The organism is Lysinibacillus capsici (genome assembly GCF_020217405.1).
Classification (GTDB): Bacteria; Bacillota; Bacilli; order Bacillales_A; family Planococcaceae; genus Lysinibacillus; species Lysinibacillus capsici.
Window position 1 is genome coordinate 1,213,430 of record NZ_CP084108.1, and the last position, 24,951, is coordinate 1,238,380.

The window sequence follows — 24,951 nt, forward strand, 5'->3', positions numbered from 1 at the left end:
CAAAACAAATTTTGACTAACAGCAGGTAAGACCGTAAAATTTCACCAAAGCAACTGGTGGAATTTCTGTTTTATTATGGTGCATCACTGCGTTATCTTGATAGTGATGAACAATTCATACGCTAGAATTTGATAAATACAGGAGGAAATAATGAGCAAAGTACCATCTTTAATTGAAGAGCTCGCTAAACCAATTGTGGATGAGTTAAATCTTGAGCTAGTGGATATTGAGTTCGTAAAAGAAGGACGAAACTGGTTTTTACGTGTCTATGTTGATACACCTGAGGGTGGAATTGACATCGATCAATGTGCTCAAGTGAGTGAACGACTAAGCTTGTTATTGGATGAAAAAGATCCAATTACACAAAACTATTATTTAGAAGTTTCTTCGCCTGGAGCGGAACGTCCATTAAAAAAAGATACAGATTTTGTCAAAGCAGTTGGCAAGTTTATTTATGTAAAAACCTATGAGCCCATCAAGGACATGAAGGAATTCCAAGGCTACTTAACGTCATACGATGAACATACATTAGTGATGGAAGTGCGTATTAAAACACGTAAAATAACAGTAACAATTGAACAAGAAAAAATCGCATTGGCACGACTTGCCATTGATTTTTCAGCATAAAGCATATTTAGGAGTGAAAACAAAATGAGTAGTGATTTGTTAGATGCGCTGAATGCGCTAGAAGAACAAAAAGGAATTTCAAGAGATGTGTTAATCGAAGCCATTGAAGCGGCATTAGTTACAGCTTACAAACGCAACTTTAACCAAGCACAAAATGTTCGAGTAGACTTAAATTTAGATAAGGGCTCAATTCGTGTATTTTCACGTAAAGATGTTGTGGAAGAGGTAGAAGATGATCGTTTGCAAATCTCTTTAGAAGATGCAAAAGTCATTAATCCAGCCTATCAGCTAGAGGACATCGTGGAACAGGAAGTAACACCGCGTAACTTTGGACGCATTGCTGCACAAACAGCAAAGCAAGTAGTTACACAACGTGTACGTGAAGCGGAACGAGGTTTAATTTATGAGCAGTACGTAGATCGTGAAGATGATATCGTAACTGGCGTTGTTGAACGTTTAGATGCTCGTAATATCTATGTAGGTTTAGGGAAAGTAGAAGCAGCATTGCCTGTTAATGAACAAATCCAAGGTGAATCTTACCATCCACATGATCGTATTAAAGTGTATATTACAAAAGTGGAACGTACAACTCGTGGACCTCAAGTGATTGTGTCTCGTACACATCCTGGTTTATTACGTCGATTATTTGAGATGGAAGTACCTGAAATTTATGAGGGTATTGTAGAGATTAAATCAATCGCACGTGAAGCTGGAGATCGCTCTAAAATTTCTGTTTTCGCTCATAATGAGGAAGTGGATCCAGTTGGTTCATGTGTTGGGGCAAAGGGAGCTCGTGTACAAACGATTGTCAATGAACTAAATGGTGAAAAAATTGATATCGTAGAATGGTCTGAAGACCCAGTTATATTTGTAGCTAATGCATTAAGCCCATCAAAAGTATTAGATGTACAAGTGAATGAAGAAGAAAAGTCGACAACAGTCGTTGTACCAGACTATCAATTATCTCTAGCTATCGGTAAACGTGGGCAAAATGCTCGCCTAGCAGCGAAGCTTACTGGCTGGAAAATTGATATTAAGAGTGAGACTGATGCTCGTGAATTAGGTATTTATCCTTCGGCTACAAGCACTTTCATCCCTGCTGATGATGAAGAAAGTGATTTTGATGATGTAGCAGTTGACTTATATCAAGACGACGAAGAATAAGTAAGAAAGCCCGTGTGACAAGTTAGCTGACAGTATTCAGTGGGCCCCCTACGCCGACTGAATACTGTCAGAGCGTCAAGTAGAGCATGACTTGTCCACCTCTTACGACAAGCTTCAGAGAGGAATGGTGATTCTTATGGCTGTAAACAAAAAAGTACCTCTTCGTAAATGTGTAGCAACTGGAGAAATGCTACCAAAGAAAGAGATGATACGTGTTGTTCGTTCGAAAGAGGGCGAAGTAAGTGTAGATGTCTCCGGGAAAAAGCCTGGGCGTGGTGCCTATGTCTCTAAATCAGAGCAGGCAGTTGACCTTGCGCGTAAGAAAAATGTATTAGGGCACCAACTTGATGTGAAAATTCCTGAAGAAATATACGAGGAACTTATTTTGCTGATTCGTAGGGAGTCAATTTTATGATAAATCAAGCAATATTTAATTTGCTTGGAATCGCAGCAAGAGCACGTAAGGTGATTTCAGGAGAAGAGTTAGTAGTAAAGGAAGTCCGCAATGGCAATGCTAAACTAGTACTGCTTGCAAACGATGCTTCTAAAAACTCTAGTAAAAAAATTCAAGATAAGTGCACGTACTACAACGTTGAGTATCATGTAATTGGAGATCGATATGATCTAGGACATGCTACAGGTAAGGAGGCCCGAGTGGCTTTAGCGATTACCGATAAAGGTTTTGCAAGTAAATTGTCTAGTCTACTCAACGAAAACTAATCGGGGGTGAGCAGATGACCAAAATCAGAGTTCATGAATATGCGAAGCAAGTGAATAAAACGAGTAAAGAGGTTATTGAAGCACTAAGTAAATTAAATGTGAGTGTAACAAACCATATGTCTATGTTGGAAAAAGACGCTGTGGCAAAGTTAAATCAAACATTTAAAGCAACACCTGAAAAAAATGTAGCAAAACAATCAACTCAAAATATGGCACAAAAACCTCAATCAAATGGCCAGCAAAAACCACAGCATTCGGTGAAAAAGCAAGAAGGACAAAGGCAGCAATCTGCTACTTCTAAGCCAAAAGCAAACAATCAGCAACATGCACAGCAAAACTCAAATTCGTCTAACGAAAAATCTAAGAATACAAAAGGTAATCAAAATAGAAATATGACACAAAATAATAATAATAACAATAATAATCGTAGAGGTGGCGGTGGTTACAACCAACGTCCAAAACCAGGGATTCACGGAGGCAAACGTCGCCATCCAAAAACGCATCAACCATCAATTCCAGTGAAACAAAAGGAACTTCCAGAAAAAATTACTTTTGTTGAATCATTATCAGTTGCAGAATTAGCAAAAAAATTACACCGTGAGCCATCTGAAATCATTAAAAAATTATTCATGCTTGGCGTAATGGCAACAATTAACCAAGAATTAGATAAGGATGCAATTGAATTAATTTGCGCAGACTATGGTGTAGAAGTGGAAGAGGAAATTCGTGTAGATATTACGGATTTAGAAACACACTTCGAGCAAACAGAAGAAGTAAACGAGGCAGATTTATCAGAACGTCCGCCAGTTGTAACAATTATGGGTCACGTTGACCATGGTAAAACAACTTTATTAGACTCTATTCGTCATACAAAAGTAACAGCAGGAGAAGCTGGTGGTATTACACAACATATTGGTGCATACCAAGTTACAGAAGGCGACAAGAAAATTACATTCCTTGATACACCAGGACATGCGGCTTTCACAACAATGCGTGCACGTGGTGCAAAAGTAACGGATTTAACAATTTTAGTTGTAGCTGCTGATGATGGTGTTATGCCACAAACAGTAGAAGCGATTAATCACGCCAAGGCAGCTGAAGTACCAATTATTGTGGCTGTGAATAAAATGGATAAACCATCGGCAAATCCAGATCGTGTGATGCAAGAATTAACAGAACATGGCTTAGTTCCTGAAGCATGGGGTGGAGATACAATTTTCGTTCCAATTTCAGCGTTAAAAGGTGAAGGCATTGATACATTGTTAGAAATGATTTTACTTGTAGCTGAAGTTGGAGAGCTTAAAGCAAACCCAGAACGTTTAGCACTTGGAACAGTAATCGAAGCGCAGCTTGATAAAGGTCGTGGCTCGGTTGCTACGCTTTTAGTACAAGATGGAACATTAAAAGTAGGTGACCCAATCGTTGTAGGTCATACGTATGGTCGTGTACGTGCGATGGTAAATGATAAAGGTCGTCGTGTAAAAGAAGCTGGTCCATCAACTCCAGTTGAAATTACAGGTTTAAATGATGTACCTCAAGCAGGTGACCGTTTCGTTGTCTTTGAAGACGAAAAAACAGCGCGCCAAGTTGGGGAAACAAGAGCAATGTCAGCGATTCAAGCACAACGTTCAGAAAAACAACGTGTAACGCTTGATAACTTATTTGAACAAATGAGCCAAGGCGAAATGAAAGAGCTTAACTTAATTGTGAAAGCTGACGTTCAAGGTACTGTTGAAGCAATGGCAGCCTCCCTAATGAAAATTGATGTGGAAGGCGTAAATGTGAAAATTATTCACACAGGTGCTGGAGCTATTACCGAATCTGATATTTCTCTTGCAGCAGCTTCTAATGCGATTGTTATTGGATTTAACGTCCGTCCGGATGTTAACGCAAAACGTGCTGCAGAAGAAGAGGGCGTAGATATTCGATTACACCGCATTATCTATAAAGTAATTGAAGAGATTGAACAAGCAATGAAAGGTATGCTTGATCCTGAATTTGAAGAAAAAATTATTGGTCAAGCAGAAGTTCGTCAAACAATTAAAGTATCAAAAGTTGGTACAATTGCTGGTTCATATGTAACTGAAGGAAAAGTAACACGTGATTCAGGTGTACGTGTGATCCGCGATAATGTCGTTATTTTCGAAGGTGAGTTAGATACGCTTAAACGCTTCAAGGATGAAGTAAAAGAAGTGGCAAAAGGATACGAATGTGGTATTACAATTACAAACTTCAACGATATTAAAGAAGGCGATATTATTGAAGCCTATATTATGGAAGAGATTAAACGCGCCTAATGATCGTGTATGCAGAGGTTGAATTTATCATTCAAACTGCCCATTCGTTAAAGGAAAAACGTGCTGTCTTACAGCGTATGATTACCCGCACAAAGCAGAAATTTAACGTTTCAATTGCGGAAATTGACCATCAAAATGTATGGCAGCGAACGAAATTAGCACTTGTTGCTGTTTCATCATCAAAAGAAGCAGCTGAACGGGAAATTAATCACGCGCTCCATTATTTACAGTCAAATCCGTCATGGGAACAGCTTAATGTGTGGCGAGATTATTTATAAGTAACAGTAGATAGTTGAGAAGCATGCACCGCAATAAAATAGCAACTATCTGTACATCGAAATAGAGGTGACAAATTATGTCTCTACGTTCAAACCGTGTTGCCGAGCAAATGAAAAAGGAGCTTGGTGATATACTTGGCCGTAAAATAAAAGATCCGCGTGTTGGTTTTGTGACTGTTACAGGTGTTGAAGTAACGGGTGATTTACAGCAAGCGACAATTTATATTACATCTTTAGGCAATGAACGTGAACGAGAGGAAACGCTTAAAGCTTTAGTAAAAGCTTCGGGCTTCATTCGCTCTGAAATCGGATCACGCATTCGTTTACGACGTACACCAGAATTAATCTTTGAATTTGATTCATCGATTGAATATGGGAACCGTATTGATTCATTGCTTAGAGATTTACACAAAGAATAAGCTAAAAAAGTCTGCCACATGCATGTTTATGCAGGCAGACTTTTTATCTATGGAAAAGGTTATATTGCCGATGAGTAAATAAATTATAGAGTAGGCAATTTGGGAGGAGCTATATGAACGGTATTTTACCGCTTTGGAAAGAAAGAGGCATGACAAGCCATGATTGTGTCTTTAAATTACGCAAAATTTTGCGGACAAAAAAAGTTGGGCATACAGGTACACTGGATCCAGGTGTTGAGGGCGTACTACCAATTTGTATTGGCCAAGCAACTCGAATAGCAGAATATTTAACTGACGCAGGGAAAACCTATGAAGCAATCATTTCAATCGGTCGTACCACGACAACCGAGGATGCAGAAGGTGAAACCGTTGAAGAAGATCTTACGATAAAAAAATTTTCTCGTGAACAGTTGTTAGAGGTTTTAGCTTCATTGACTGGAGTTATTGAACAAACACCACCCATGTTTTCAGCAGTAAAAGTTAATGGGAAGCGCCTCTATGAATATGCGCGAAAAGGTGAAAGTGTTGAAAGACCAACTCGCCAAGTAACAATTTATGATTTAGAGCTACTTGATGAGCTAGCACATTATGAGGGGCAAGAAATCACATTTCCAGTACGTATCGCTTGTAGTAAAGGGACATATATTCGAACATTAGCTGTGCAAATTGGTGAGGCTCTTGGCTATCCAGCGCATATGAAAGAGCTTGTACGAACTGCTTCGGGTACTTTTACACGGGAAAACTGTTTTACGTTAGGGCAGGTTGCTGAACTAATGGAGGCTGAGCAAGTAGCTACCTGTATTTTACCTGTCGAGTATGCATTAGCAGACTATCCATATATTGAGATTACGAATGCCAATGAAAAAGAAATTTTCAATGGACAAGTGCTTCCAGCAGATGCATTATTAAATAGTCATGATAAAATTGTGTATGGAATCAATGGAAAGGCAGTTGCGGTTTATCAAGCTCACCCAACAAAGGATGGTTTGATGAAGCCACATAAGATGTTTCCGACGATAGAGTAGGAGGATTTTTCAATGGAGGTCATTCATTTAAAATACCCACATCAATTACAGCAACGAGAAAGCATGCAGCCGTATTCATTAGCTCTTGGCTTTTTCGATGGTGTACATAGAGGGCATCAAGCAGTTATCAAGGCAGCTAAGGAAGAGGGCAACAAGCGACAAATTCCAACTGCAGTGATGACATTCGATCCACATCCTTCATTAGTCCTTGGTGGACGTAACGAAAAGGTTTTTTATATTACACTCTTACAACAGAAATTACAGCTGTTTGAAGAACAGGGTGTGGATACGGTATTCGTTGTCCACTTCACTTCAGATTTTGCCAAACTTTCACCAGCGGCATTTATTGATACATTTATCCGTGGGTTAAATATTCAGCATGTGACAGCTGGCTTCGATTATTCGTTTGGAGCATTTGGTAAGGGAACAATGGAAGATATGCGTTTATTAAGTAATGGTGATTATGGCGTTACAATTGTTGAGAAGAAAACAGATGATGTTGAGAAAATCAGCTCTACCCGTATACGCAAGCTATTACAAGAAGGCGATATGGAAGAAGCAACAGTTTTATTAGGGAGACCGTTTGAAATCAATGGGATTGTTGTCCATGGTGATAAACGTGGTCGTACTATTGGTTTCCCTACTGCAAATGTCCAAGCATTAGAAGGAACGTTTATTCCAGCTAGTGGTGTTTATGCTGTTCGTCTGCTTGTACAAAATAACTGGTATGATGGTGTTTGCAACGTGGGCTATAAGCCAACTTTCAAAGATCCAAATGATAAGCAATTATCGATTGAAGTCCATATTTTAAACTTTGATAAAAATATCTACGGTGAAGAAGTACATGTGGCATGGTATAAACGTATACGAAGTGAACGGAAATTCGATGGTATTGAGGCCTTGAAAACACAAATTGAAAAGGATAAACAAGAAGCAATCCGTTACTTTAACCAGCTATAAGAAGTACTTCATTACTGTAGTCACATTAGCCAAGTCGACGTTTTACTTGCTTGACTATGTGATTTATGGTAATATTCATAAGTGCATAAATGCTTAACCTTAGCTCGGTATATCGATGACTCCAACGTTTACTGTGCTAATGGGGATTAATTATAATTTAGGAGGTCCATACAAATGGCTATTACAAAAGAACGTAAAAACGAAATTATCGCTGAGTACCGTACTCACGAAAGTGACACTGGTTCACCAGAAGTACAAGTTGCAGTATTAACAGAGGAAATCAATGCTCTAAATACTCACTTACGTACTCACAAAAAAGATTTCCACTCTGAGCGTGGTCTTCTTAAAATGGTAGGTCGTCGTCGTCACTTATTAAAATACCTTCGTGAAACAGACGTACAACGTTACCGTGAATTAATCAACCGTTTAGGCTTACGTCGCTAATTAATAGCAAAAGTAATCCTATATTAGACTGTAGACAAACTGATGTTTGTCTACAGTCTTTTTTTTGAGATAATCTTGTTAATTTTGTTCAACAATAAGCCATAACTTTTTTACACTACGATGAACGATAGATAAAAATGATTTGATACTTGATAAAAGGGTGATATATTCTAATCACATTTCACAGCCCATTTATAGTCATTGCGTTCATCATTTGCAAGTGTAATTGAAGTAGATAAATTGAAGGCTAGATTGCTATTATATTTCATGAAATACAATCCAGCAAATTATAGGGTAGAGGCTCAACAAGACAATTGGTACATAAGCGTCAATCATACAATCTAAATGCTATCATTGGATACTCGTAAACGATGGCTATGGGTTAGAAAATAATAGTTGGTGAAATGTAAACTAAATCATTTAGAAGGGTGAGTAGGATGTTTAACCAATTATTAAGAGAGAATAATATTGTTGCAGGTATTTTAACAGTTATTCGTGTTTATTTAGGCTGGCATTGGCTTACAGCAGGTTGGGGAAAACTGTTTAATGGCTTTGATGCATCTGGCTTTTTAGCCAATGCTATTGCAAATCCAGTGACAAGTGGAGAAGAGCTCGCATACCCACTGTATGTAAAGTTTATTGAATCATTTGCTTTGCCAAATGCTGAGCTAATTAATATTCTGGTGCCTTGGGGAGAGTTTTTAGTAGGGCTAGGATTAATTTTGGGATGCTTAACGACATATGCTGCATTTTTCGGTATGGTCATGAATTTTGCCTTCTTAATGGCAGGTACTATATCTAGCAACCCTTGGGATATTTTACTTGCAATCTTTATAGCCATTGCTGGTTACAATGCTGGAAAATTCGGGCTTGACCGCTTCATTATGCCTATCATAGGTGAAAAGATGGCGAGAAATAAGAAAAAAGAAGTTGTTCAACCTGTTTCTAAAATTACATAATAAACGTTTTACATATCTTATATTATATTAGGAGACTACTCATTAGCTGAATATGAGGCTGGGACATAACTAAGTGGGACCTTCTTAAAGCCGAATAGTCTCTAAATTAACAAAACATGATAACTAGAAAAACCGAACTATTCCGAAACACTTCGTGAGCATTTCAGTGGATAGTTCGGTTTTTTTGTTGGCTAAAACACTTTTGTCCCAGCCTCATTCATGTTGTTGAGAAAAGAAATGTTACTAGCAGAAAAGCCCTTCTTGCAAGGTGATGGGGTGATTTCCATTCCACTGGGCGTCCGATACTCGCTTACGCAACTTTCACAAAAATTTTATTGATGATTTTGTTCTTCAACACTATGTATATCCGACTATTATTTGCCTGACTTACTAACTTTCCATGATGATCCGACTTTCTTTTACCTTATAGGATGTTGTATGATAAGCTCCATGTTATAATAAGTCTATTGTTTAAACTTGTACGTGAAAAACTAATGTTAGCGAAGCAGTTATTTCCATTTACATACATTACTTTTCGTCAAGAAGGAATCAATATAAAAAAATCCATATACCAAAAATGCTTTTTCAATAAAATAAAGAAATAAATCTTAAATAAATTGGCAATAACTGAATTTAAATGTATGATTATTTCATGAAATATTATTTAGCATAGAACAAGCATTTTTGGTACACTTACTATTAGTACATACAGACGAAGTAAGTGTTTTTATAATAGAGAGGGGTTCATTGAATGAACGAAAAGAAAGTCTATTCCTATGAATGGGCTGGCCGTCCACTTGTAATTGAAGTAGGACAGTTAGCAAAACAAGCAAACGGAGCCGCATTAGTACGCTATGGCGATACTTCTGTACTTGCTACAGCAACAATGTCAAAATCACCTAAACCACTTGATTTCTTCCCATTAACAGTCAACTATGAAGAGCGTCTATATGCTGCAGGTAAAATTCCTGGCGGCTTTATTAAGCGTGAAGGACGTCCATCTGAAAAGGCGATTTTAGCAAGCCGTTTAATCGACCGTCCGATTCGTCCGATGTTCCCGGATGGTTTCCGTAATGAAGTACAAGTTATTTCTATGGTTATGTCAAATGATCCTGACTGTACATCTGAAATGGCAGCAATGGTTGGTTCATCATTAGCATTAGCGATCTCTGATATTCCATTTGATGGGCCAATAGCAGGTGTACAAGTTGGTTATATTGATGGAGAATTCATTGTAAACCCTACAGTAGAGCAATCGAATCGCTCAACAATTCATTTATCTGTAGCAGGGAACAAAGATGCTATCAATATGGTTGAAGCGGGTGCACTTGAAGTACCAGAGGAAATCATGTTAGAAGCAATTATGTTCGGTCATGAAGAAATCAAAAAAATCATTGCTTTCCAAGAGCAAATTGTGGCAGAGGTTGGTAAAGAAAAGTTACCAGTGACACTATTTGAAATTGACGAAGCAATTCAAGCCGATATAAAAGCAGCTTGTGAGACTGATATGCATGACGCAATTCAAACGGCAGAGAAACATGCTCGTGATGAGGCAATTCAAGCTGTTAAAGAGCGTGTTATCGCTTCCTACGAAGAGCAAGAAGCAGATGACGAAACAATGAAACAAGTGTACACAATTCTTGACAAGATGGTAAAAGAAGAAGTACGCCGTCAAATCACGGAAGATAAGATTCGTCCAGATGGTCGTAAGCTCGACGAAATCCGACCACTTTCTTCTGAAACAGGCTTATTACAACGTACACATGGTTCAGGTTTATTTACACGTGGACAAACACAAGCACTTTCTATTTGTACATTAGGTGCGCTTGGTGATGTACAAATTATTGACGGTTTGGGTGTGGAAGAGTCAAAACGCTTTATGCACCATTATAACTTCCCTCAATTTTCTGTAGGGGAAACGGGTCCAATCCGTGGGCCAGGTCGTCGTGAAATTGGTCATGGTGCGTTAGGTGAGCGTGCACTTGAAGCAGTAATTCCTGATGAATCGATCTTCCCTTATACAATTCGTTGTGTATCAGAAGTACTTGAATCAAATGGTTCAACATCTCAAGCTTCTATTTGTGCGTCTACATTAGCCATGATGGATGCAGGTGTCCCATTAAAAGCACCAGTTGCAGGTATTGCAATGGGTCTTATTAAAAAAGGTGAACATTATTCTATTTTAACGGATATTCAAGGAATGGAAGACCATTTAGGCGATATGGACTTTAAAGTTGCTGGTACAGCTAAAGGTGTAACAGCTCTACAAATGGACATAAAAATTGACGGTTTATCTCGCAATATTTTAGAAGAAGCACTGACACAAGCAAAAGTTGGACGTATGCATATTCTAGAATCAATGCTTGCTACACTGCCAGAGCCTCGTAAACAATTATCTGCGTTTGCACCAAAAATTGTTATTGTAAAAATTAATCCTGATAAAATTCGCGATGTAATTGGACCAGGTGGTAAACAAATTAATAAAATTATTGAAGAAACGGGCGTTAAGATTGATACAGAGCAAGATGGTACAATCTATATTTCTTCTGCTGACGAAGCTATGAATGCACGTGCAAAACAAATTATTGAAGATATCGTACGTGAAGCAAAAGTAGGGGAATACTACTTATCAACAGTGAAACGTATTGAAAAATTCGGCGCCTTTTGCGAAATCTTCCCAGGGAAAGATGGCTTGCTTCACATTTCTGAAATTCAAGAGGAACGTACAAAGCAAGTGGAGGACGTCTTAAAACTTGGCGATCAATTACTTGTGAAAGTGATTGAAATCGACAAGCAAGGTCGTGTGAATTTATCTCGCAAAGTAGTAATTCAAGAGGAAAAAGAGCGCGCTGAACAAGAAAAATAATATCGATTAAAAGGCTGCGTAAATTGCGCAGCCTTTTTCGATAGTAGCAAGAAGAAAAGTAGAGGATTTTTATAATTGGGGGAGATAGTTTGGTTCAAGTACATACATGTCAGAATGGTGTTCGTATTGTATCAGAGCAAATTGATCATGTAAGATCAGTGGCATTAGGCATTTTTGTGAATGCGGGCTCTCGCTACGAGCTACCTGAAGAGAATGGTATTACACATTTTATTGAGCATATGTTGTTTAAAGGGACAACAACTCGTTCAGCTCGTCAAATTGCTGAAGAATTTGATCGAATCGGTGGAGAGCTAAATGCCTTCACATCGAAAGAAAATACATGTTACTATGCTAAAGTTTTAGATCATCATGCGGAGCTTGCGGTCACTATACTAGCAGATATGTTTTTCAATTCTACATTTGCGGAAGAAGAATTAGAAAAAGAGCGACAAGTAGTATTAGAAGAAATTTTAATGAGCGAAGATGCTCCTGATGACGATGTTCATGAGAAGCTGTGGGGTGTCATGTATCCGAATGATGCACTCGGTCGTCCAATACTAGGCACTGCTGCTACATTAAAGACATTTACAGCAGCTGCTATACGACAATACATGGATAAACATTATGGGCCAGAATCCGTTGTAATTTCTATTGCAGGTAATATTTCATCTCAGCTTATGCAAACGATTGAAGATTTATTTGGTCACTATCAACCTTCACCACATGCTATGGCACCTGTGCTGACAAACCCTTCATTTTATCCAGGAGAAATTACAAAAATACGCGATACAGAGCAGGCACACGTCGCGATTTCCTATCCAGCAATCGGTGTAAAAGATCCAGATATGTATAGCTTTATTGCGCTTAACAATATTATTGGCGGGAATATGAGTTCTCGATTGTTTCAGGAAGTACGAGAAGAACGTGGGCTAGCCTATTCTATTTTTTCCTATCAATCATGTTATGCCGATGTAGGTGCTTTTACGATTTATGGTAGTACTAGTCGACAGCAATTAGCACAGCTTCAGCACACGATCGATGCTACTTTATTAGATATTGTAGCGGGTGGTGTGACAGAGGAGGAGCTTGATAATGCGAAAGAGCAGCTTAAAGGCAGCTTTGTCCTTGGGCTAGAAGGTACTGGGGCTCGTATGAATCGTAATGGAACAAGTGAACTTGTCCATCGCAAGCATCGAACAGTAGACGAGGTTCTTAAATCGATCGATGCCGTATCGATGGAGTCGGTGGATCGGCTGATCGCTAAAATTTTAAAAGCAGAACCAGCTATCTCAATCATAGGTCCTAGCGAATAAAGATATTTTAATAAGATAGCATTTGTTCCAGCTATAAAAGGTAACACTTTACGGGGTGCGCGGAAGGTACTTGACTCCCGTGGGATAGCGAGACATGTCAGCCTCTAAACGGAGAGGTAGCGAAGGAAGCGGCTCTGCATGCACGTAGGAAAGCAAGTAGCCTGCAACGGAAAGCCATTCCTTTTGTTTTGTTATTCAACACGATTAAAAATAGGCTGCCAAATAAGGCAGCCTATTTTTTGATGAATGTTTAGCAAATTTCCTTTGCCATATATAAATAAAGACATTTGTGAAACACAAGAAAAGTGATGAGGATACTAACCAGTGTTGGTATGAGTAAGATAATTAAATTTGCAGCTACTAGTGATAAATAGTAATGAATAACAAAATTCAGCAGAATGATAAGCACAATAGCTGTAAGCATTCTAACCGTTCGCATTCCCTCTGTTTCATCAAGATACTGAATATAAAATTGACTACAGATGAGGAAAGAGGCGCTACTTATATAAGCAAAGTACATAGCAAGATGCTCGATAAAATTTTCAGATGCATCAGGTTGTGAGAAATACATAGGCGCAAGGATAATAAAGAGCAATGCAATAAGGCCATAGCAAAATAAAAAATCGGATTGCAATTGTGTTTTCTTTGATAGAGGTAACGTATTGACATACATTGTCCATTTTACTTGACGGTCGCCTCTATATAGATTATCTACGATGTTGGCTGAAATAACGACAACAAATAATCCGATAGAAGGACTATCTACAAAAGGTAAATGTACAAAATGAAGAAGTACACATATCGTCATTGTAAAAAGAATAGTCCATTTTTGTACGACAATTCTTTGTAACAACAGTGCTCGCATGAGATCCCTCCTAAAACTCTTTTCTTTTATAAATAGCAGTAGAAACTAGAGAGGAGAGGCAGAGCAGTATTAGCCCGCCCAAAGGTGCTAAATAGACATATTGCTTTAAATATAAAAACTTTTGAGTCATATCAGGGATATATTCTTTAAACATCCCCGTTAAGAAGCCAGGGATAAAACAAAACGCTATGAGGACTATTCTTCCTTTAATAGAGCCAAATTTAATATAGATAGGTAGTAATACGGCTAATAAACAGAGCGCCGATGTTACGATCAAATTAAACGTTAGGAAAAATTCTGAAGTAATGTCGTTATTGGTAAAAAAATTGATGAAAAATAGGATAGGTAATGCCATAACAAGTCCGAAAATCATTAACATTACACTGAGTATATATTTACTAAAAACGATATCCGCTTTAGCAATTGGTAAAGTATTAGCGTATTTATCCCACTTACTTTGTTCATCGTAGCTAAGGGCAGTTATCGCTTGTATTGTAACAATAAAAACAATAACAGCTAGAAGCATTGCGCTTTGCTGCATAAAAATCGCCATCACAAGAAGAAATATAAGAACAAATGCTTGTGCTTTCATTTGTCGTTGAATGGTCATTAAATCTTTTAGGATAAGTCCTACCATATTTAAACACTACCTTTCACGAAAAATAGCATGATATCTTCTATAGAAGGTCTTTCAAGTCTGAAAGCCTCATTTACTTCATTTTTCAGAACTAATGCTTCTATTCCAAACGCGCCAGGACGGGTTCTTAGAATCGCATGCTCTGGCAAGTCGTTTACTTCCTCACTGTTACCTTTGAAAATACCATATTCATATAATAGAGCATCTTTACTCTCGCTCAATAAAATCTCACCATTATGAATTAACGTAATATAGTCAGCAATTTTTTCTAAATCGCTTGTAATATGCGAAGAAAATAAAATGCTGTGCGTTTCGTCCTGCATAAATGCTAAAAATAAATCCAGAATTTCATCCCGAATAATAGGGTCTAATCCACTTGTTGGCTCATCTAAAATCAATAATTTTGGATGATGTGCCAATGCTAAGGCAATTGATAGCTTCATCCTCATTCCTCGTGATAGTTCCTTAATCTTCTTCCTCTTTGGCACCTTAAATTGAGCTAATCTTTCAAAATAATAGTCTGAATCCCATGTTTGAAATACTTTTCTCATAATTTTGTCGAGTTGCGTCGCATTTAGCGTTTCGGGTACATGTAAATCGTCAAATACAACGCCGATGTCGTTTTTTATCGATAGTTCGTGTTCGACATGATCTTTGCCAAATAGCAAAATTTCGCCATATTCTTTTTTTATTAAATTCAGCATGCATTTTATCGTTGTTGATTTGCCAGCCCCGTTTTCTCCAACAAAACCCATTACAGTGCCTTGAGGGACGGAAAAACTTATATCTTTTAGAAAAAAGCCTTCAAAGCCCTTATGTAGATCATGAATTTCAATGGCATTCATATTACTTATCCTCCTCTAACATTAAAGATAGTAGTTCTTGTAATTCTTCACTAGAAAGTCCAGCGGTTTTCGCTATTTTTGCTGCCTTTTGCAAGTGCCCCTCTACCTGCCGTAATAGCTCCTCACGTAGAAAGTCTTGATTTCGTTCTGTGACAAAGCTCCCTTTCCCAGCGACTGTTTCAATGAAACCATCTCGCTCTAAATCAGCATAGGCACGTTTAGTGGTCATCACACTTATTTTTAAATCCTTTGCTAAAGCGCGGATAGAAGGTAGTGCATCACCTGCCTGTAATTTATTAGCTAAAATAGCCTCTTTGAGCTGTATGGTGATTTGCTCATAAATAGGTTTTTCACTCGCATTACTTAAATGGATATGCACAAATCATCACCTCTTATAACTGTATATATACACTATATACAGAAGGCGGTGAAAATGCAACATATTCGTACTTTAGGTAGGGGTCACGATTTGCAAAAAGTCCGCATATATTGAGGTAACGGCTCAAGGAGGGAGATGAGGCATGCTACTATCTGAGATGGTGGATAAGGAGTTAATTCAAATTGAGGGTGGCGTACATTTTGGCATCCTGGCACATACAGAATGCCTATTAGATGTGCAAACAGGGAAAATACATGGTTTTGAAATTGTGAAAGATAAACTACCATTCCAAAAAAAGAAAATGAAAGTTAGTGAAATGATACCTTGGCACGAAATTATTTTAATTGGTGAAGATCGTATTTTATTTAATAAGACATCAACAGTACAGTCAGAATATTTACAGTGAGGTGAGCTTTTGGAAAACGAAAAATGGCTTGTTATCGGTGAGGACTCCCGATTAAAGGAACTAGCTACAATGCTAAGAAGTCCATCGAGAACAGTATTTTATAAAAGAACGACCGTATGGAACGAAGAGTTAAATAAACTTGTTTTAGAATTCCAGCCTAATAAAATCGTATTACCTATTCTTCCATTAAAAATAGAAGTTGAGCAGCTCTATGGTATATCACAAGTGAAATTTTATACGGGTCGATTAACAATGCATTGGAAGCAATTACTAGAGAAAAATGAATCTATTTGCTATTTACAACAAGAATCATTTATTTGGCAAAATGCTCGATTAACAGCGGAGGGATTTATCGCCACGTTTTACGGACTCGAGCAAAAATGTATTTACGGACAAAATTTCACAATCGCAGGTTTTGGTCGCATTGCAAAAATGCTCGCCTCTTTACTAGTTAAGATGGGAGCGAATGTTCATATTGTTGCACGTTCAGTTGTACAAGTGAGTGAAGCAAAAGCATATGGTTATAAAGCCACGAATTTAGATGATCGCCAATGGTCTATTACAGATGGCATTTTTATTAATACAATTCCTGCTAAATGGATTACAGAGTCATTTATAGAGCATGTTCCAACTGTTTTATATGACTTGGCATCAGAGCCAGGATGTTTAGATATAGATTCTGATCAATTACAAACATATGTACTATTGCCATCATTGCCTGGGAAATACTTTGCACATGATGCTGCTACAATATTGTGCAAGGCAATAGAGGAGGAAGAAAATTGTTAACGGGGAAACGAATTGGCTTAGGTATTACTGCTTCTCATTGTACGTATGAAGATGTAGTACCTAAAATCCAAAATTTTATTGATGTCGGAGCAACAGTTATTCCAATCATTACCCATTCCGTTTTACATGCAGCTACACGCTTTGGTACAGGTGAAGAGTGGATTGCCAAAATAGAAGCTTTGACAGGAGAAAAAGTTATTTCTTCTATAAAAGAGGCGGAGCCATTTGGCCCATCCAATCCATTAGATGCAATGGTCATAGCCCCCATGACAGGCAATAGCATAAGTAAATTTGCTAATGCAGCAACAGATAGTCCTGTGTTAATGGCAGCAAAGGCAACTTTGCGTAATGGTTCGCCTGTAGTTTTAGGTATTTCCACAAACGATGCACTAGGCTTAAATGGCATAAATATTATGAAACTGTTAAATGCCAAAAATATATATTTTATTCCCTTTGGTCAGGATGCCCCTCACTCCAAACCAAATTCTTTAATTGCTGATTTTGAGCAAATGGTGGATACTGTTCATGCAGCAATTACGCAGAAAAAGCAATTACAACCGCTGTTGATACAATATTTCAAATAAATAAGAGATTACACACAATTTTCAGTATTTTTGTGATACAATAGCACACATTATGGAACATGTATTCAAGGAGAGATGACAGATGACAAAGCAGTTAACAGTTGCGGTTGTTGGGGCAACAGGTGCAGTAGGATCGAAAATGATGGAGCAGTTGATTAAACGTAAATTTCCGATTGGACATATTAAATTTTTAGCTTCTGCTCGTTCAGCAGGAAAATCAATCGAATTTAATGGGGAAACATATACAATTGAAGAAGCGACACCTGAGGCTTTCGAAGGCGTCAATGTCGCTTTATTCTCAGCTGGTGGTTCAGTATCAGCTGTGCTTGCACCAGAAGCAGCTAAGCGTGGTGCAGTAGTTATTGATAATACGAGCCATTTTCGTATGGATCCAGAGGTACCGCTTGTCGTGCCTGAAGTAAATCGAGGCGACTTAGCGAAGCATAAGGGAATTATTGCGAATCCAAACTGCTCGACAATTCAAATGGTAGCTGCACTTGAACCAATTCGTCATGCATTTGGTTTAACAAAGGTAATCGTTTCAACTTATCAGGCAGTATCAGGTGCGGGGATTTCTGCGATTCAAGAATTAAAGGCACAAAGCGAAAACTGGGATGCAGGTAAAGATGTAGAAGCAAATATTTTACCGTCTGGTAGTGATAAACGTCATTACCCAATTGCTCGTAATGTCATTCCACAAATCGATAAATTCACAGATAATGGATTTACATACGAAGAAATGAAAATGATTAATGAGACGAAAAAAATCATGCATGCACCAGAGCTAAAAGTAGCTGCTACTTGTGTTCGTGTGCCAGTCGTTTCAGGTCACTCTGAATCTGTTTATATTGAGGTAGAGAAAGAAGCGTCAATCCAAGAGATTTTCGAAGTATTACGCAATGCACCAGGTGTGGTATTACAAGATGATATTGCAACACAAACTTACCCAATGCCTATTTATGCAGAAGGGGAAGACGCTACTTTTGTAGGACGTATCCGTCAAGATTTAGACAACAGCAAAGGGTTCCATCTATGGATCGTTTCTGACAATTTATTAAAAGGCGCCGCATTAAACTCTATCCAAATTGCAGAAGCAATGCTTGAGGATAACTTACTATAAGAGGGGTGTAAGGATGAATTTAGGTCGAATTGGAACGGCAATGATTACGCCGTTCAAAAATGATGGCACGATTAATTATCCAGAACTAGAACGTATTATTAATCATTTAATAGACAATGGTACTGATTGTATTGTTGCTTGTGGAACGACGTCTGAAAACCCAACTATGTCTACAGAAGAGAAAATTGAAGTTGTACGCTTTACAGTTGAGAAGGTAGCAGGTCGCGTACCAGTTATTGCAGGTACTGGGGATAATGAAACAGCTTACTCTATCGCAATGACACATAAGGCAGAAGAAAACGGAGCAGACGGCATTATGCTTGTAGCTCCCTACTATAATAAGCCAAATCAACGTGGGATTTATGCTCACTTTGAAACCATAGCTAAACAAACGAATCTCCCTGTTATGCTTTATAATGTTCCAGGGCGTACTGGGGTCAATGTTGCCTATGAAACTTCTGTTGCCTTAAGCAAGATTCCTAATATTGCTTGGATTAAAGAAGCGAGCGGTAACTTAGATCAGATGGGTGATGTTATTGAGAATGTTGATCCAGCTGATGATTTCTTAGTGTATAGTGGGGACGATGGTTTAACACTCCCACTAATGGCCATTGGCGGAGCAGGTGTTATTTCTGTAGCTGCCCATGTGGTAGGCAATGATATGCAATTAATGATTAAAGCGTTTGAAGAAGGAAATCATCAGCTAGCAGCCCAAATTCACAGAGCCTTATTACCTTTAGTACGTGCGCTGTTCGCTCAACCCAACCCTTCACCGATTAAATATGCGATGACAAAATTAGGATTTGATACACTCAATGTTCGTTTGCCGATGATGGAAATGACAGATGAAGAGAAAGCTAATTTTGACCGAATTTGGGATACGTATCAAGAAAAAGCGAAAAGTTTTAGATAAATAGCAGCGAGGCTGATAGCATTTCAGCCTCGTTTTTTATATTTTATAAAATAAAAAGTATTTACCAAATTTGTAACTTGTCGTCCTTACAAATACTTATTTAGCTCTATTTATACAGGATAGCCAATTTTTGTTTTCCATCTGCTAGTAATAAGCAAATAGCAGGAAAATCTATTTCCAACGTGAAACATGTATTTTTAATTTGTGCAAAAGCTTTGCAAACCGTATAATAAATGTTAAGTGGTTGCTGTTCGGGATATTTTTTAGGAGGAAATAAATTGACAAAAAAGAAAAATGAATTAATCCGCATCATCCCTCTTGGTGGTGTAGGCGAAATTGGGAAAGCCATGTACGTAGTAGAAATTGATGAAGAGCTATTTGTGGTGGATAGCGGCTTAATGTTCCCAGAAGATGAAATGCTAGGTATAGATATCGTGATTCCTGACATTACTTACTTAGAAGAAAATAAAGAACGTGTGAAAGGTATTTTCTTAACACATGGTCATGAAGATGCAATTGGTTCTATTGCCTATGTATTACAAAAAATAAAGGCACCTGTGTACGGTTCGAAATTAACTATTGCATTAGCAAAGGAACATTTAAAAGAATTACCTGCACCACATCAAGTAAAGTTTTTTGAAGTAACAAACCGTAGTCGTATGAATTTTAACTCAACGTATGTAACATTCTTCCACACAACACATAGTATTCCCGATTCGTTAGGGGTAGTGTTCCATACATCTGAAGGCGCGATTGTTCATACAGGAGAGTTTAAATTTGATCAGTCAGCGACAGGTAAATTTAAACCTGATTTAGCAAAAATGGCACAGCTAGGTGAAGACGGCGTTTTCATTCTATTATCTGAGTCTTGCGAGGCTGAGCGACCAGGATATACGACATCAGAGATTGTCATTGAAGAACAATTATCCAAAACATTCCACTCAGCACCGGGTCGTATTTTAGTAGCTGTTTACGCATCGAATTTTATTCGAATTCAACAAGTATTTGCTCAAGCTCAGAAATCATTCCGTAAGGTTGTAATTGTAGGCAAGCCATTGGAAAAAGCGGTTGATTTAGGCGTACAGCTTGGTTATTTAACAGTTGAAGAAGATACAATTATTCCGATCTCGGAAATGCAAAAATATCAAGATGATGAAATTATTATTATTGCAACTGGCAACAGAGGCGAACCTCTTGATGCTTTAGAAAAAATTGTCCGTAAGCACCATCGTGATATTAAAATTAAACAAGGTGATACGGTACTAATCACGTTTACACCTTCTCCTGGCATGGAAGTTCAAATGGCGAATACAATGAACTCAATGTCAAAAGCAGGCGCTGAAATTTTGACTTCTAGCAAAAATGTCCATGTTTCAGGACATGGTAGCCAAGAAGATTTAAAGCTGATGTTAAACTTAATGCAGCCAAAGTATTTTATTCCTGTACAAGGAGAATACCGTATGCTAATTGCGCACTCTAAATTAGCACAACAGCTAGGTATGCAAAAATCCCAAATTTTTATCGCTGATAAAGGGGATATCGTAGAATATAAAAATAATAAAATGCGCATGAGTGGTCGTGTACAAGCTGGTAATGTCTTAATTGACGGTATTGGTGTAGGCGATGTAGGTAATATTGTACTTCGTGACCGTAAATTATTATCGCAGGATGGTATTTTCATTGTGGTGGTAACATTAAATCGAGCACAAAAGAAAATTGCCTCTGGGCCAGAAATTTTATCACGAGGCTTTGTCTATGTACGAGAATCAGAGGAATTAATGATTGAGGCTTCTGACATAGCGAAGAATGTGATTGAAAAGTACGTTGGGAAAGAAACCTTTGAATGGACGAATATTAAACAAGAAATTAGAGATACGCTAAATACGTATTTATTCCAAAAAACAAAACGTCGCCCAATGATTATTCCTATTATTATGGAATATTAATTGAACAAGCTCATCGTATATGCTTTGAGGAAAAAATAAATGAAAAAGGATTTTCTCCCAATTGCGGTGGAAAATCCTTTTTTTGAAATATTCAAGTTCTACATGTGATGATTCGCTACATATATAGAATGGATTGCAGAAGAAGGTGAATTAGATGGCAGTTAGTAAGAGAAAAAAAGTTACTAAAAGTAAAGCGACAACAGAAAAAAAAGACATGCATCCGCTTATGTACGAAATATTAGGGTTGCTCTTAATTGCATTAGCAGTCATTATGATTTTTGAATACGGCATGATCGGGCGGATTCTACAAACAATCGCCATGTTCCTTTTTGGTAATTTACATTTTGCTGTTCCATTTATGCTTATATTTGTTGCATTGTTAATGATGATTGGTCGTAAAAAAGTTGGGATAAAGGATCGATTAATACTTGGCATGTTCCTCATTGTTATGAGCTTAACGATTTTTAGCCATGGCATATTATTTGAACAACTATCCAAATCAGGTGGTCTACTATCTGATTCTGTGCTACGTGAATCATGGCGAATTTTGATTAATACAGATGGTATCATTCATCGTAGTAATGCTTTGGGAGGGGGCATGATTGGTGCCCTACTCTTTAGCGGGCTTCATGTGCTGTTTGAGGCCTCAGGGGCAAAAGTTGTTGCTTGGGTTATTTTCTTTATTGGTTTAATTCTTGTCACTGGTAAAGCATTAGTGCCTTATTTAGCAGAAAAAACGCCAGATATATTTGGTAAATGGAAAAAAAAGCACCGAGATAAGAAAAAAAATACACCGAAGAAACCAAATAATCGTCGTTCTAGAGTAGAGAGTGGGGATGAAGTAGCAGCCGTTAATCAATCTATAGATATGCCTGAACAAGAAGAAGAAATACCACATGAACCGATTATTTCTGCTTTTACACAGAATGTTTCACAGGAAAGAGAAGTGTTGGATACAACTCACTTGGTGGAAAATGAACTAGAAGAAGCAACGGATGATGTCCAGATTCAGGGGACAGATGCAGTAGAAAATGCAGATTATCAGCTCCCATCATATAATTTATTACAATTACCACCACAACATGATCAAAGTGGTGAATATTCAGTGATTCAAGCAAATGCCAAAAAGCTTGAACAAACATTACAAAGCTTTGGCGTAAAGGCAAAGGTCACACAGGTGCATTTAGGTCCTGCTGTTACGAAATACGAGATTTTACCAGATATCGGAGTGAAAGTAAGCAAAATTGTCAATTTGCAAGATGATCTTGCATTAGCATTGGCAGCTAAAGATATTCGTATGGAAGCGCCAATTCCTGGGAAATCTGCGATTGGTATAGAAGTACCTAATAGTGAGGTAGCCATTGTAACACTTCGTGAGGTATTAGAATCGAAAGATGGTGCTAAGCCTGAAGCATTATTACAAGTAGCATTTGGTCGTGATATTACAGGACAAGCTGTATTAGCAGAGCTCAATAAAATGCCACATTTACTTGTAGCTGGTTCTACAGGAAGTGGGAAAAGTGTGTGTATAAATGGCATTGTTGTTTCCATACTAATGCGTACAAAACCGCATGAAGTGAAGCTCATGATGATAGACCCAAAAATGGTTGAATTAAACGTTTATAATGGGATTCCACATTTATTAGCGCCTGTCGTAACGGATGCACGTAAAGCTTCTCAAGCACTGAAAAAAGTGGTATCTGAAATGGAACGTCGCTATGATTTGTTTTCTCATACAGGTACAAGAAATATTGAGGGCTATAATGCACATGTCCAAAAGGTTAATGATCAAACAGAGGAAAAGCATCCAAAGCTACCTTATATTGTGGTTATTGTAGATGAGTTAGCGGACTTGATGATGGTCGCATCAAGTGATGTAGAGGATTCGATTACACGTTTAGCACAAATGGCAAGGGCGGCTGGCATTCATTTGATTATTGCCACACAACGACCAAGTGTAGATGTTTTAACAGGTGTCATTAAAGCAAATATTCCATCCCGAATTGCTTTTGCCGTTTCTTCCGCGATTGACTCAAGAACAATTTTAGACATGGGTGGAGCTGAACGATTATTAGGACGAGGCGATATGTTATTTTTACCTGCTGGAGCTTCTAAACCGAAAAGGGTGCAGGGTGCCTTTTTATCTGATCAAGAAGTGGAAGCAGTCGTTCATTTTGTTATAGAACAGCAAAAAGCTCAGTATCAGGAGGAGATGATTCCTACTGAAGAAGAAACCATATTAGAGGAAACAGATGATTTATACGATGAAGCAGTCCAATTAGTTGTCAATATGCAAACAGCATCTGTCTCTATGCTTCAACGTCGCTTCCGTATTGGTTATTCAAGAGCTGCACGTATTGTTGATCAGATGGAGCAACGCGGTATTGTTGGGCCTCCAGAGGGTAGTAAACCTCGTCAAGTACTTGTTCACCAATACGATAACTAAGCAAAAAATGAAGATGAAAATGGTGAGAGCAATTGTATTTTTGTCCAAAAATTTGCAGAAAAAATAAAGAAAGAATGAATTCTATAACAGATTTTACTCAAAACTGTTTATTTCATTCTGCAAAAATGTTATATTTATGAACGATTAGTAGGAATGTTGTACATCAGATGTCTGATCTCTAGTTTTGGTGGTGATATATGTGACTATTAAAGCAGATCATCGTCATCTCTATCTTCAAGTAATCGATCGTTTAAAATCTGACATTGAGGCTGGCATTTTTAAAGAAAATGAAAAGCTGCCTTCAGAATTTGAATTATCGAAATCACTAGGAGTCAGTCGAGCAACACTTAGAGAAGCACTTCGACTGTTGGAAGAGGAAAATGTGATTGTGCGCCGACATGGGGTTGGGACTTTTGTTAACCCGAAGCCGTTGTTTACATCAGGCATCGAGCATTTATCTAGTATTTCTTCTATGATCGAGGCAGCAGGTATGGAGCCAGGTTCGCGATTTTTAAAAGCGACTGAGCACGTGCCTTCTGAGGAAGATTTAAAACGCTTCCAAAGTGATGGCGACGATAAAATACTCACGATTGAACGTGTCAGAACAGCGGATGGTGAGCCAGTAGTATACTGCATAGACAGGCTACCTGCAAGCTTCCTGCCTACTGACTTTGTCGAAAAAAAAGAAGTTTCACTGTTCTCTGCACTTGAGCAATCTGGCAAAATTCATGTAGCTTATGCTGTAACCTATATTGATCCAATTGGGTATCATGAACAAGCCTCACCGATTTTAAATTGTGGACGTGAGACAGCTCTTTTAGTGTTAAAGCAATTGCATTATGATGATCATGATCAAGTAGTGCTCTATTCAAAAAATTATTTCCGAGCTGATAAATTCAGCTTCCATGTAGTTCGTAAACGGGTGTAGAACATTTCTAAATTTTTTCCT

The 24,951-nt window shown here is 38.0% G+C and carries 25 protein-coding genes; 21 read left to right on the top strand and 4 right to left on the bottom strand.

Features of this window, described 5'->3' with window-relative positions; translation table 11 throughout:
* Positions 1–150: 150 nt before the first annotated feature.
* The 13 genes from rimP to LCP48_RS05755 all read left to right on the top strand — a co-directional run bounded on the left by rimP (position 151) and on the right by LCP48_RS05755 (position 13,072).
* Positions 151–627 carry a ribosome maturation factor RimP gene (gene rimP, locus LCP48_RS05695; RefSeq protein ID WP_004269252.1) on the top strand — a complete coding sequence of 159 codons (477 nt, stop codon included), beginning with the start codon at positions 151–153 and terminating at the stop codon, positions 625–627.
* Between the two features lie 24 nt (positions 628–651).
* Positions 652–1,791 carry a transcription termination factor NusA gene (gene nusA, locus LCP48_RS05700; protein WP_004269251.1) on the top strand — a complete coding sequence of 380 codons (1,140 nt, stop codon included), beginning with the start codon at positions 652–654 and terminating at the stop codon, positions 1,789–1,791.
* Positions 1,792–1,927: 136 nt separating this feature from the next.
* On the top strand, positions 1,928–2,206 hold the full coding sequence (rnpM, locus tag LCP48_RS05705) for an RNase P modulator RnpM (protein WP_004269250.1): 279 nt from the start codon (positions 1,928–1,930) through the stop codon (positions 2,204–2,206).
* A complete protein-coding gene (locus LCP48_RS05710) occupies positions 2,203–2,511 on the top strand; it encodes a YlxQ family RNA-binding protein (protein ID WP_004225011.1) in 309 nt (102 codons plus the stop codon). Before rnpM ends, LCP48_RS05710 begins: the two co-directional genes overlap by 4 nt.
* A 14-nt stretch (positions 2,512–2,525) precedes the next feature.
* Positions 2,526–4,808 (top strand): translation initiation factor IF-2, encoded by a 2,283-nt coding sequence (gene infB / locus LCP48_RS05715; protein ID WP_004225009.1) that lies wholly within the window; start codon positions 2,526–2,528, stop codon positions 4,806–4,808.
* A complete protein-coding gene (locus tag LCP48_RS05720) occupies positions 4,808–5,086 on the top strand; it encodes a DUF503 domain-containing protein (RefSeq protein ID WP_004225006.1) in 279 nt (92 codons plus the stop codon). Before infB ends, LCP48_RS05720 begins: the two co-directional genes overlap by 1 nt.
* A gap of 77 nt (positions 5,087–5,163) precedes the next feature.
* Positions 5,164–5,505 carry a 30S ribosome-binding factor RbfA gene (rbfA, locus tag LCP48_RS05725; protein ID WP_004225003.1) on the top strand — a complete coding sequence of 114 codons (342 nt, stop codon included), beginning with the start codon at positions 5,164–5,166 and terminating at the stop codon, positions 5,503–5,505.
* A gap of 113 nt (positions 5,506–5,618) precedes the next feature.
* Positions 5,619–6,530: a tRNA pseudouridine(55) synthase TruB gene (gene truB, locus LCP48_RS05730; protein WP_225340772.1), complete on the top strand. Its 912-nt coding sequence runs from the start codon at positions 5,619–5,621 to the stop codon at positions 6,528–6,530.
* A gap of 12 nt (positions 6,531–6,542) precedes the next feature.
* On the top strand, positions 6,543–7,490 hold the full coding sequence (gene ribF, locus LCP48_RS05735; RefSeq protein WP_004224996.1) for a riboflavin biosynthesis protein RibF: 948 nt from the start codon (positions 6,543–6,545) through the stop codon (positions 7,488–7,490).
* 174 nt (positions 7,491–7,664) lie between these two features.
* Positions 7,665–7,934, top strand: coding sequence for a 30S ribosomal protein S15 (gene rpsO, locus LCP48_RS05740; RefSeq protein ID WP_004224992.1), 270 nt, complete (start codon positions 7,665–7,667; stop codon positions 7,932–7,934).
* A gap of 437 nt (positions 7,935–8,371) precedes the next feature.
* Positions 8,372–8,893, top strand: coding sequence for a DoxX family protein (locus LCP48_RS05745; protein ID WP_004224988.1), 522 nt, complete (start codon positions 8,372–8,374; stop codon positions 8,891–8,893).
* A gap of 751 nt (positions 8,894–9,644) precedes the next feature.
* Positions 9,645–11,759: a polyribonucleotide nucleotidyltransferase gene (gene pnp, locus LCP48_RS05750; protein ID WP_004224987.1), complete on the top strand. Its 2,115-nt coding sequence runs from the start codon at positions 9,645–9,647 to the stop codon at positions 11,757–11,759.
* 89 nt (positions 11,760–11,848) lie between these two features.
* Positions 11,849–13,072 carry a M16 family metallopeptidase gene (locus LCP48_RS05755; RefSeq protein WP_004224986.1) on the top strand — a complete coding sequence of 408 codons (1,224 nt, stop codon included), beginning with the start codon at positions 11,849–11,851 and terminating at the stop codon, positions 13,070–13,072.
* A gap of 250 nt (positions 13,073–13,322) precedes the next feature.
* Here the strand turns inward: LCP48_RS05755 and LCP48_RS05760 are convergent, their stop codons facing one another.
* The 4 genes from LCP48_RS05760 to LCP48_RS05775 are packed head-to-tail and all read right to left on the bottom strand — an operon-like array spanning position 13,323 to position 15,798.
* Positions 13,323–13,937: an ABC-2 transporter permease gene (locus tag LCP48_RS05760; RefSeq protein ID WP_004224983.1), complete on the bottom strand. Its 615-nt coding sequence runs from the start codon at positions 13,935–13,937 to the stop codon at positions 13,323–13,325.
* Between the two features lie 10 nt (positions 13,938–13,947).
* Positions 13,948–14,574, bottom strand: a complete 627-nt coding sequence (locus LCP48_RS05765) for an ABC-2 transporter permease (RefSeq protein ID WP_009371162.1) — start codon at positions 14,572–14,574, stop codon at positions 13,948–13,950.
* A 2-nt stretch (positions 14,575–14,576) separates the two neighbouring features.
* Positions 14,577–15,419, bottom strand: a complete 843-nt coding sequence (locus LCP48_RS05770) for an ABC transporter ATP-binding protein (protein ID WP_004224974.1) — start codon at positions 15,417–15,419, stop codon at positions 14,577–14,579.
* Between the two features lies 1 nt (position 15,420).
* Positions 15,421–15,798: a GntR family transcriptional regulator gene (locus LCP48_RS05775; protein WP_004224968.1), complete on the bottom strand. Its 378-nt coding sequence runs from the start codon at positions 15,796–15,798 to the stop codon at positions 15,421–15,423.
* A 142-nt stretch (positions 15,799–15,940) separates the two neighbouring features.
* Here LCP48_RS05775 and LCP48_RS05780 point away from each other — a divergent pair, with 142 nt between their 5' ends.
* From LCP48_RS05780 to LCP48_RS05815, 8 genes are all read left to right on the top strand, one after another.
* Positions 15,941–16,204, top strand: coding sequence for a YlmC/YmxH family sporulation protein (locus tag LCP48_RS05780; protein WP_004224966.1), 264 nt, complete (start codon positions 15,941–15,943; stop codon positions 16,202–16,204).
* 9 nt (positions 16,205–16,213) lie between these two features.
* Positions 16,214–16,993: an NAD(P)-dependent oxidoreductase gene (locus LCP48_RS05785; protein ID WP_004224963.1), complete on the top strand. Its 780-nt coding sequence runs from the start codon at positions 16,214–16,216 to the stop codon at positions 16,991–16,993.
* On the top strand, positions 16,987–17,577 hold the full coding sequence (locus tag LCP48_RS05790; RefSeq protein WP_004224962.1) for a dipicolinate synthase subunit B: 591 nt from the start codon (positions 16,987–16,989) through the stop codon (positions 17,575–17,577). Before LCP48_RS05785 ends, LCP48_RS05790 begins: the two co-directional genes overlap by 7 nt.
* Before the next feature lie 82 nt (positions 17,578–17,659).
* Complete coding sequence (locus LCP48_RS05795; protein ID WP_004224956.1) at positions 17,660–18,697, top strand: aspartate-semialdehyde dehydrogenase; 1,038 nt, start codon at positions 17,660–17,662, stop codon at positions 18,695–18,697.
* A 13-nt stretch (positions 18,698–18,710) separates the two neighbouring features.
* A complete protein-coding gene (gene dapA / locus LCP48_RS05800) occupies positions 18,711–19,610 on the top strand; it encodes a 4-hydroxy-tetrahydrodipicolinate synthase (protein WP_004224954.1) in 900 nt (299 codons plus the stop codon).
* A gap of 278 nt (positions 19,611–19,888) precedes the next feature.
* Positions 19,889–21,556: a ribonuclease J gene (locus tag LCP48_RS05805; RefSeq protein WP_004224952.1), complete on the top strand. Its 1,668-nt coding sequence runs from the start codon at positions 19,889–19,891 to the stop codon at positions 21,554–21,556.
* Positions 21,557–21,710: 154 nt separating this feature from the next.
* The gene (locus LCP48_RS05810) at positions 21,711–24,002 is read left to right on the top strand and encodes an FtsK/SpoIIIE family DNA translocase (protein WP_004224951.1); all 2,292 of its coding nucleotides are present in this window, start codon (positions 21,711–21,713) and stop codon (positions 24,000–24,002) included.
* 199 nt (positions 24,003–24,201) lie between these two features.
* The gene (locus LCP48_RS05815; protein ID WP_004224950.1) at positions 24,202–24,930 is read left to right on the top strand and encodes a GntR family transcriptional regulator; all 729 of its coding nucleotides are present in this window, start codon (positions 24,202–24,204) and stop codon (positions 24,928–24,930) included.
* The last annotated feature ends 21 nt before the right edge of the window (positions 24,931–24,951 follow it).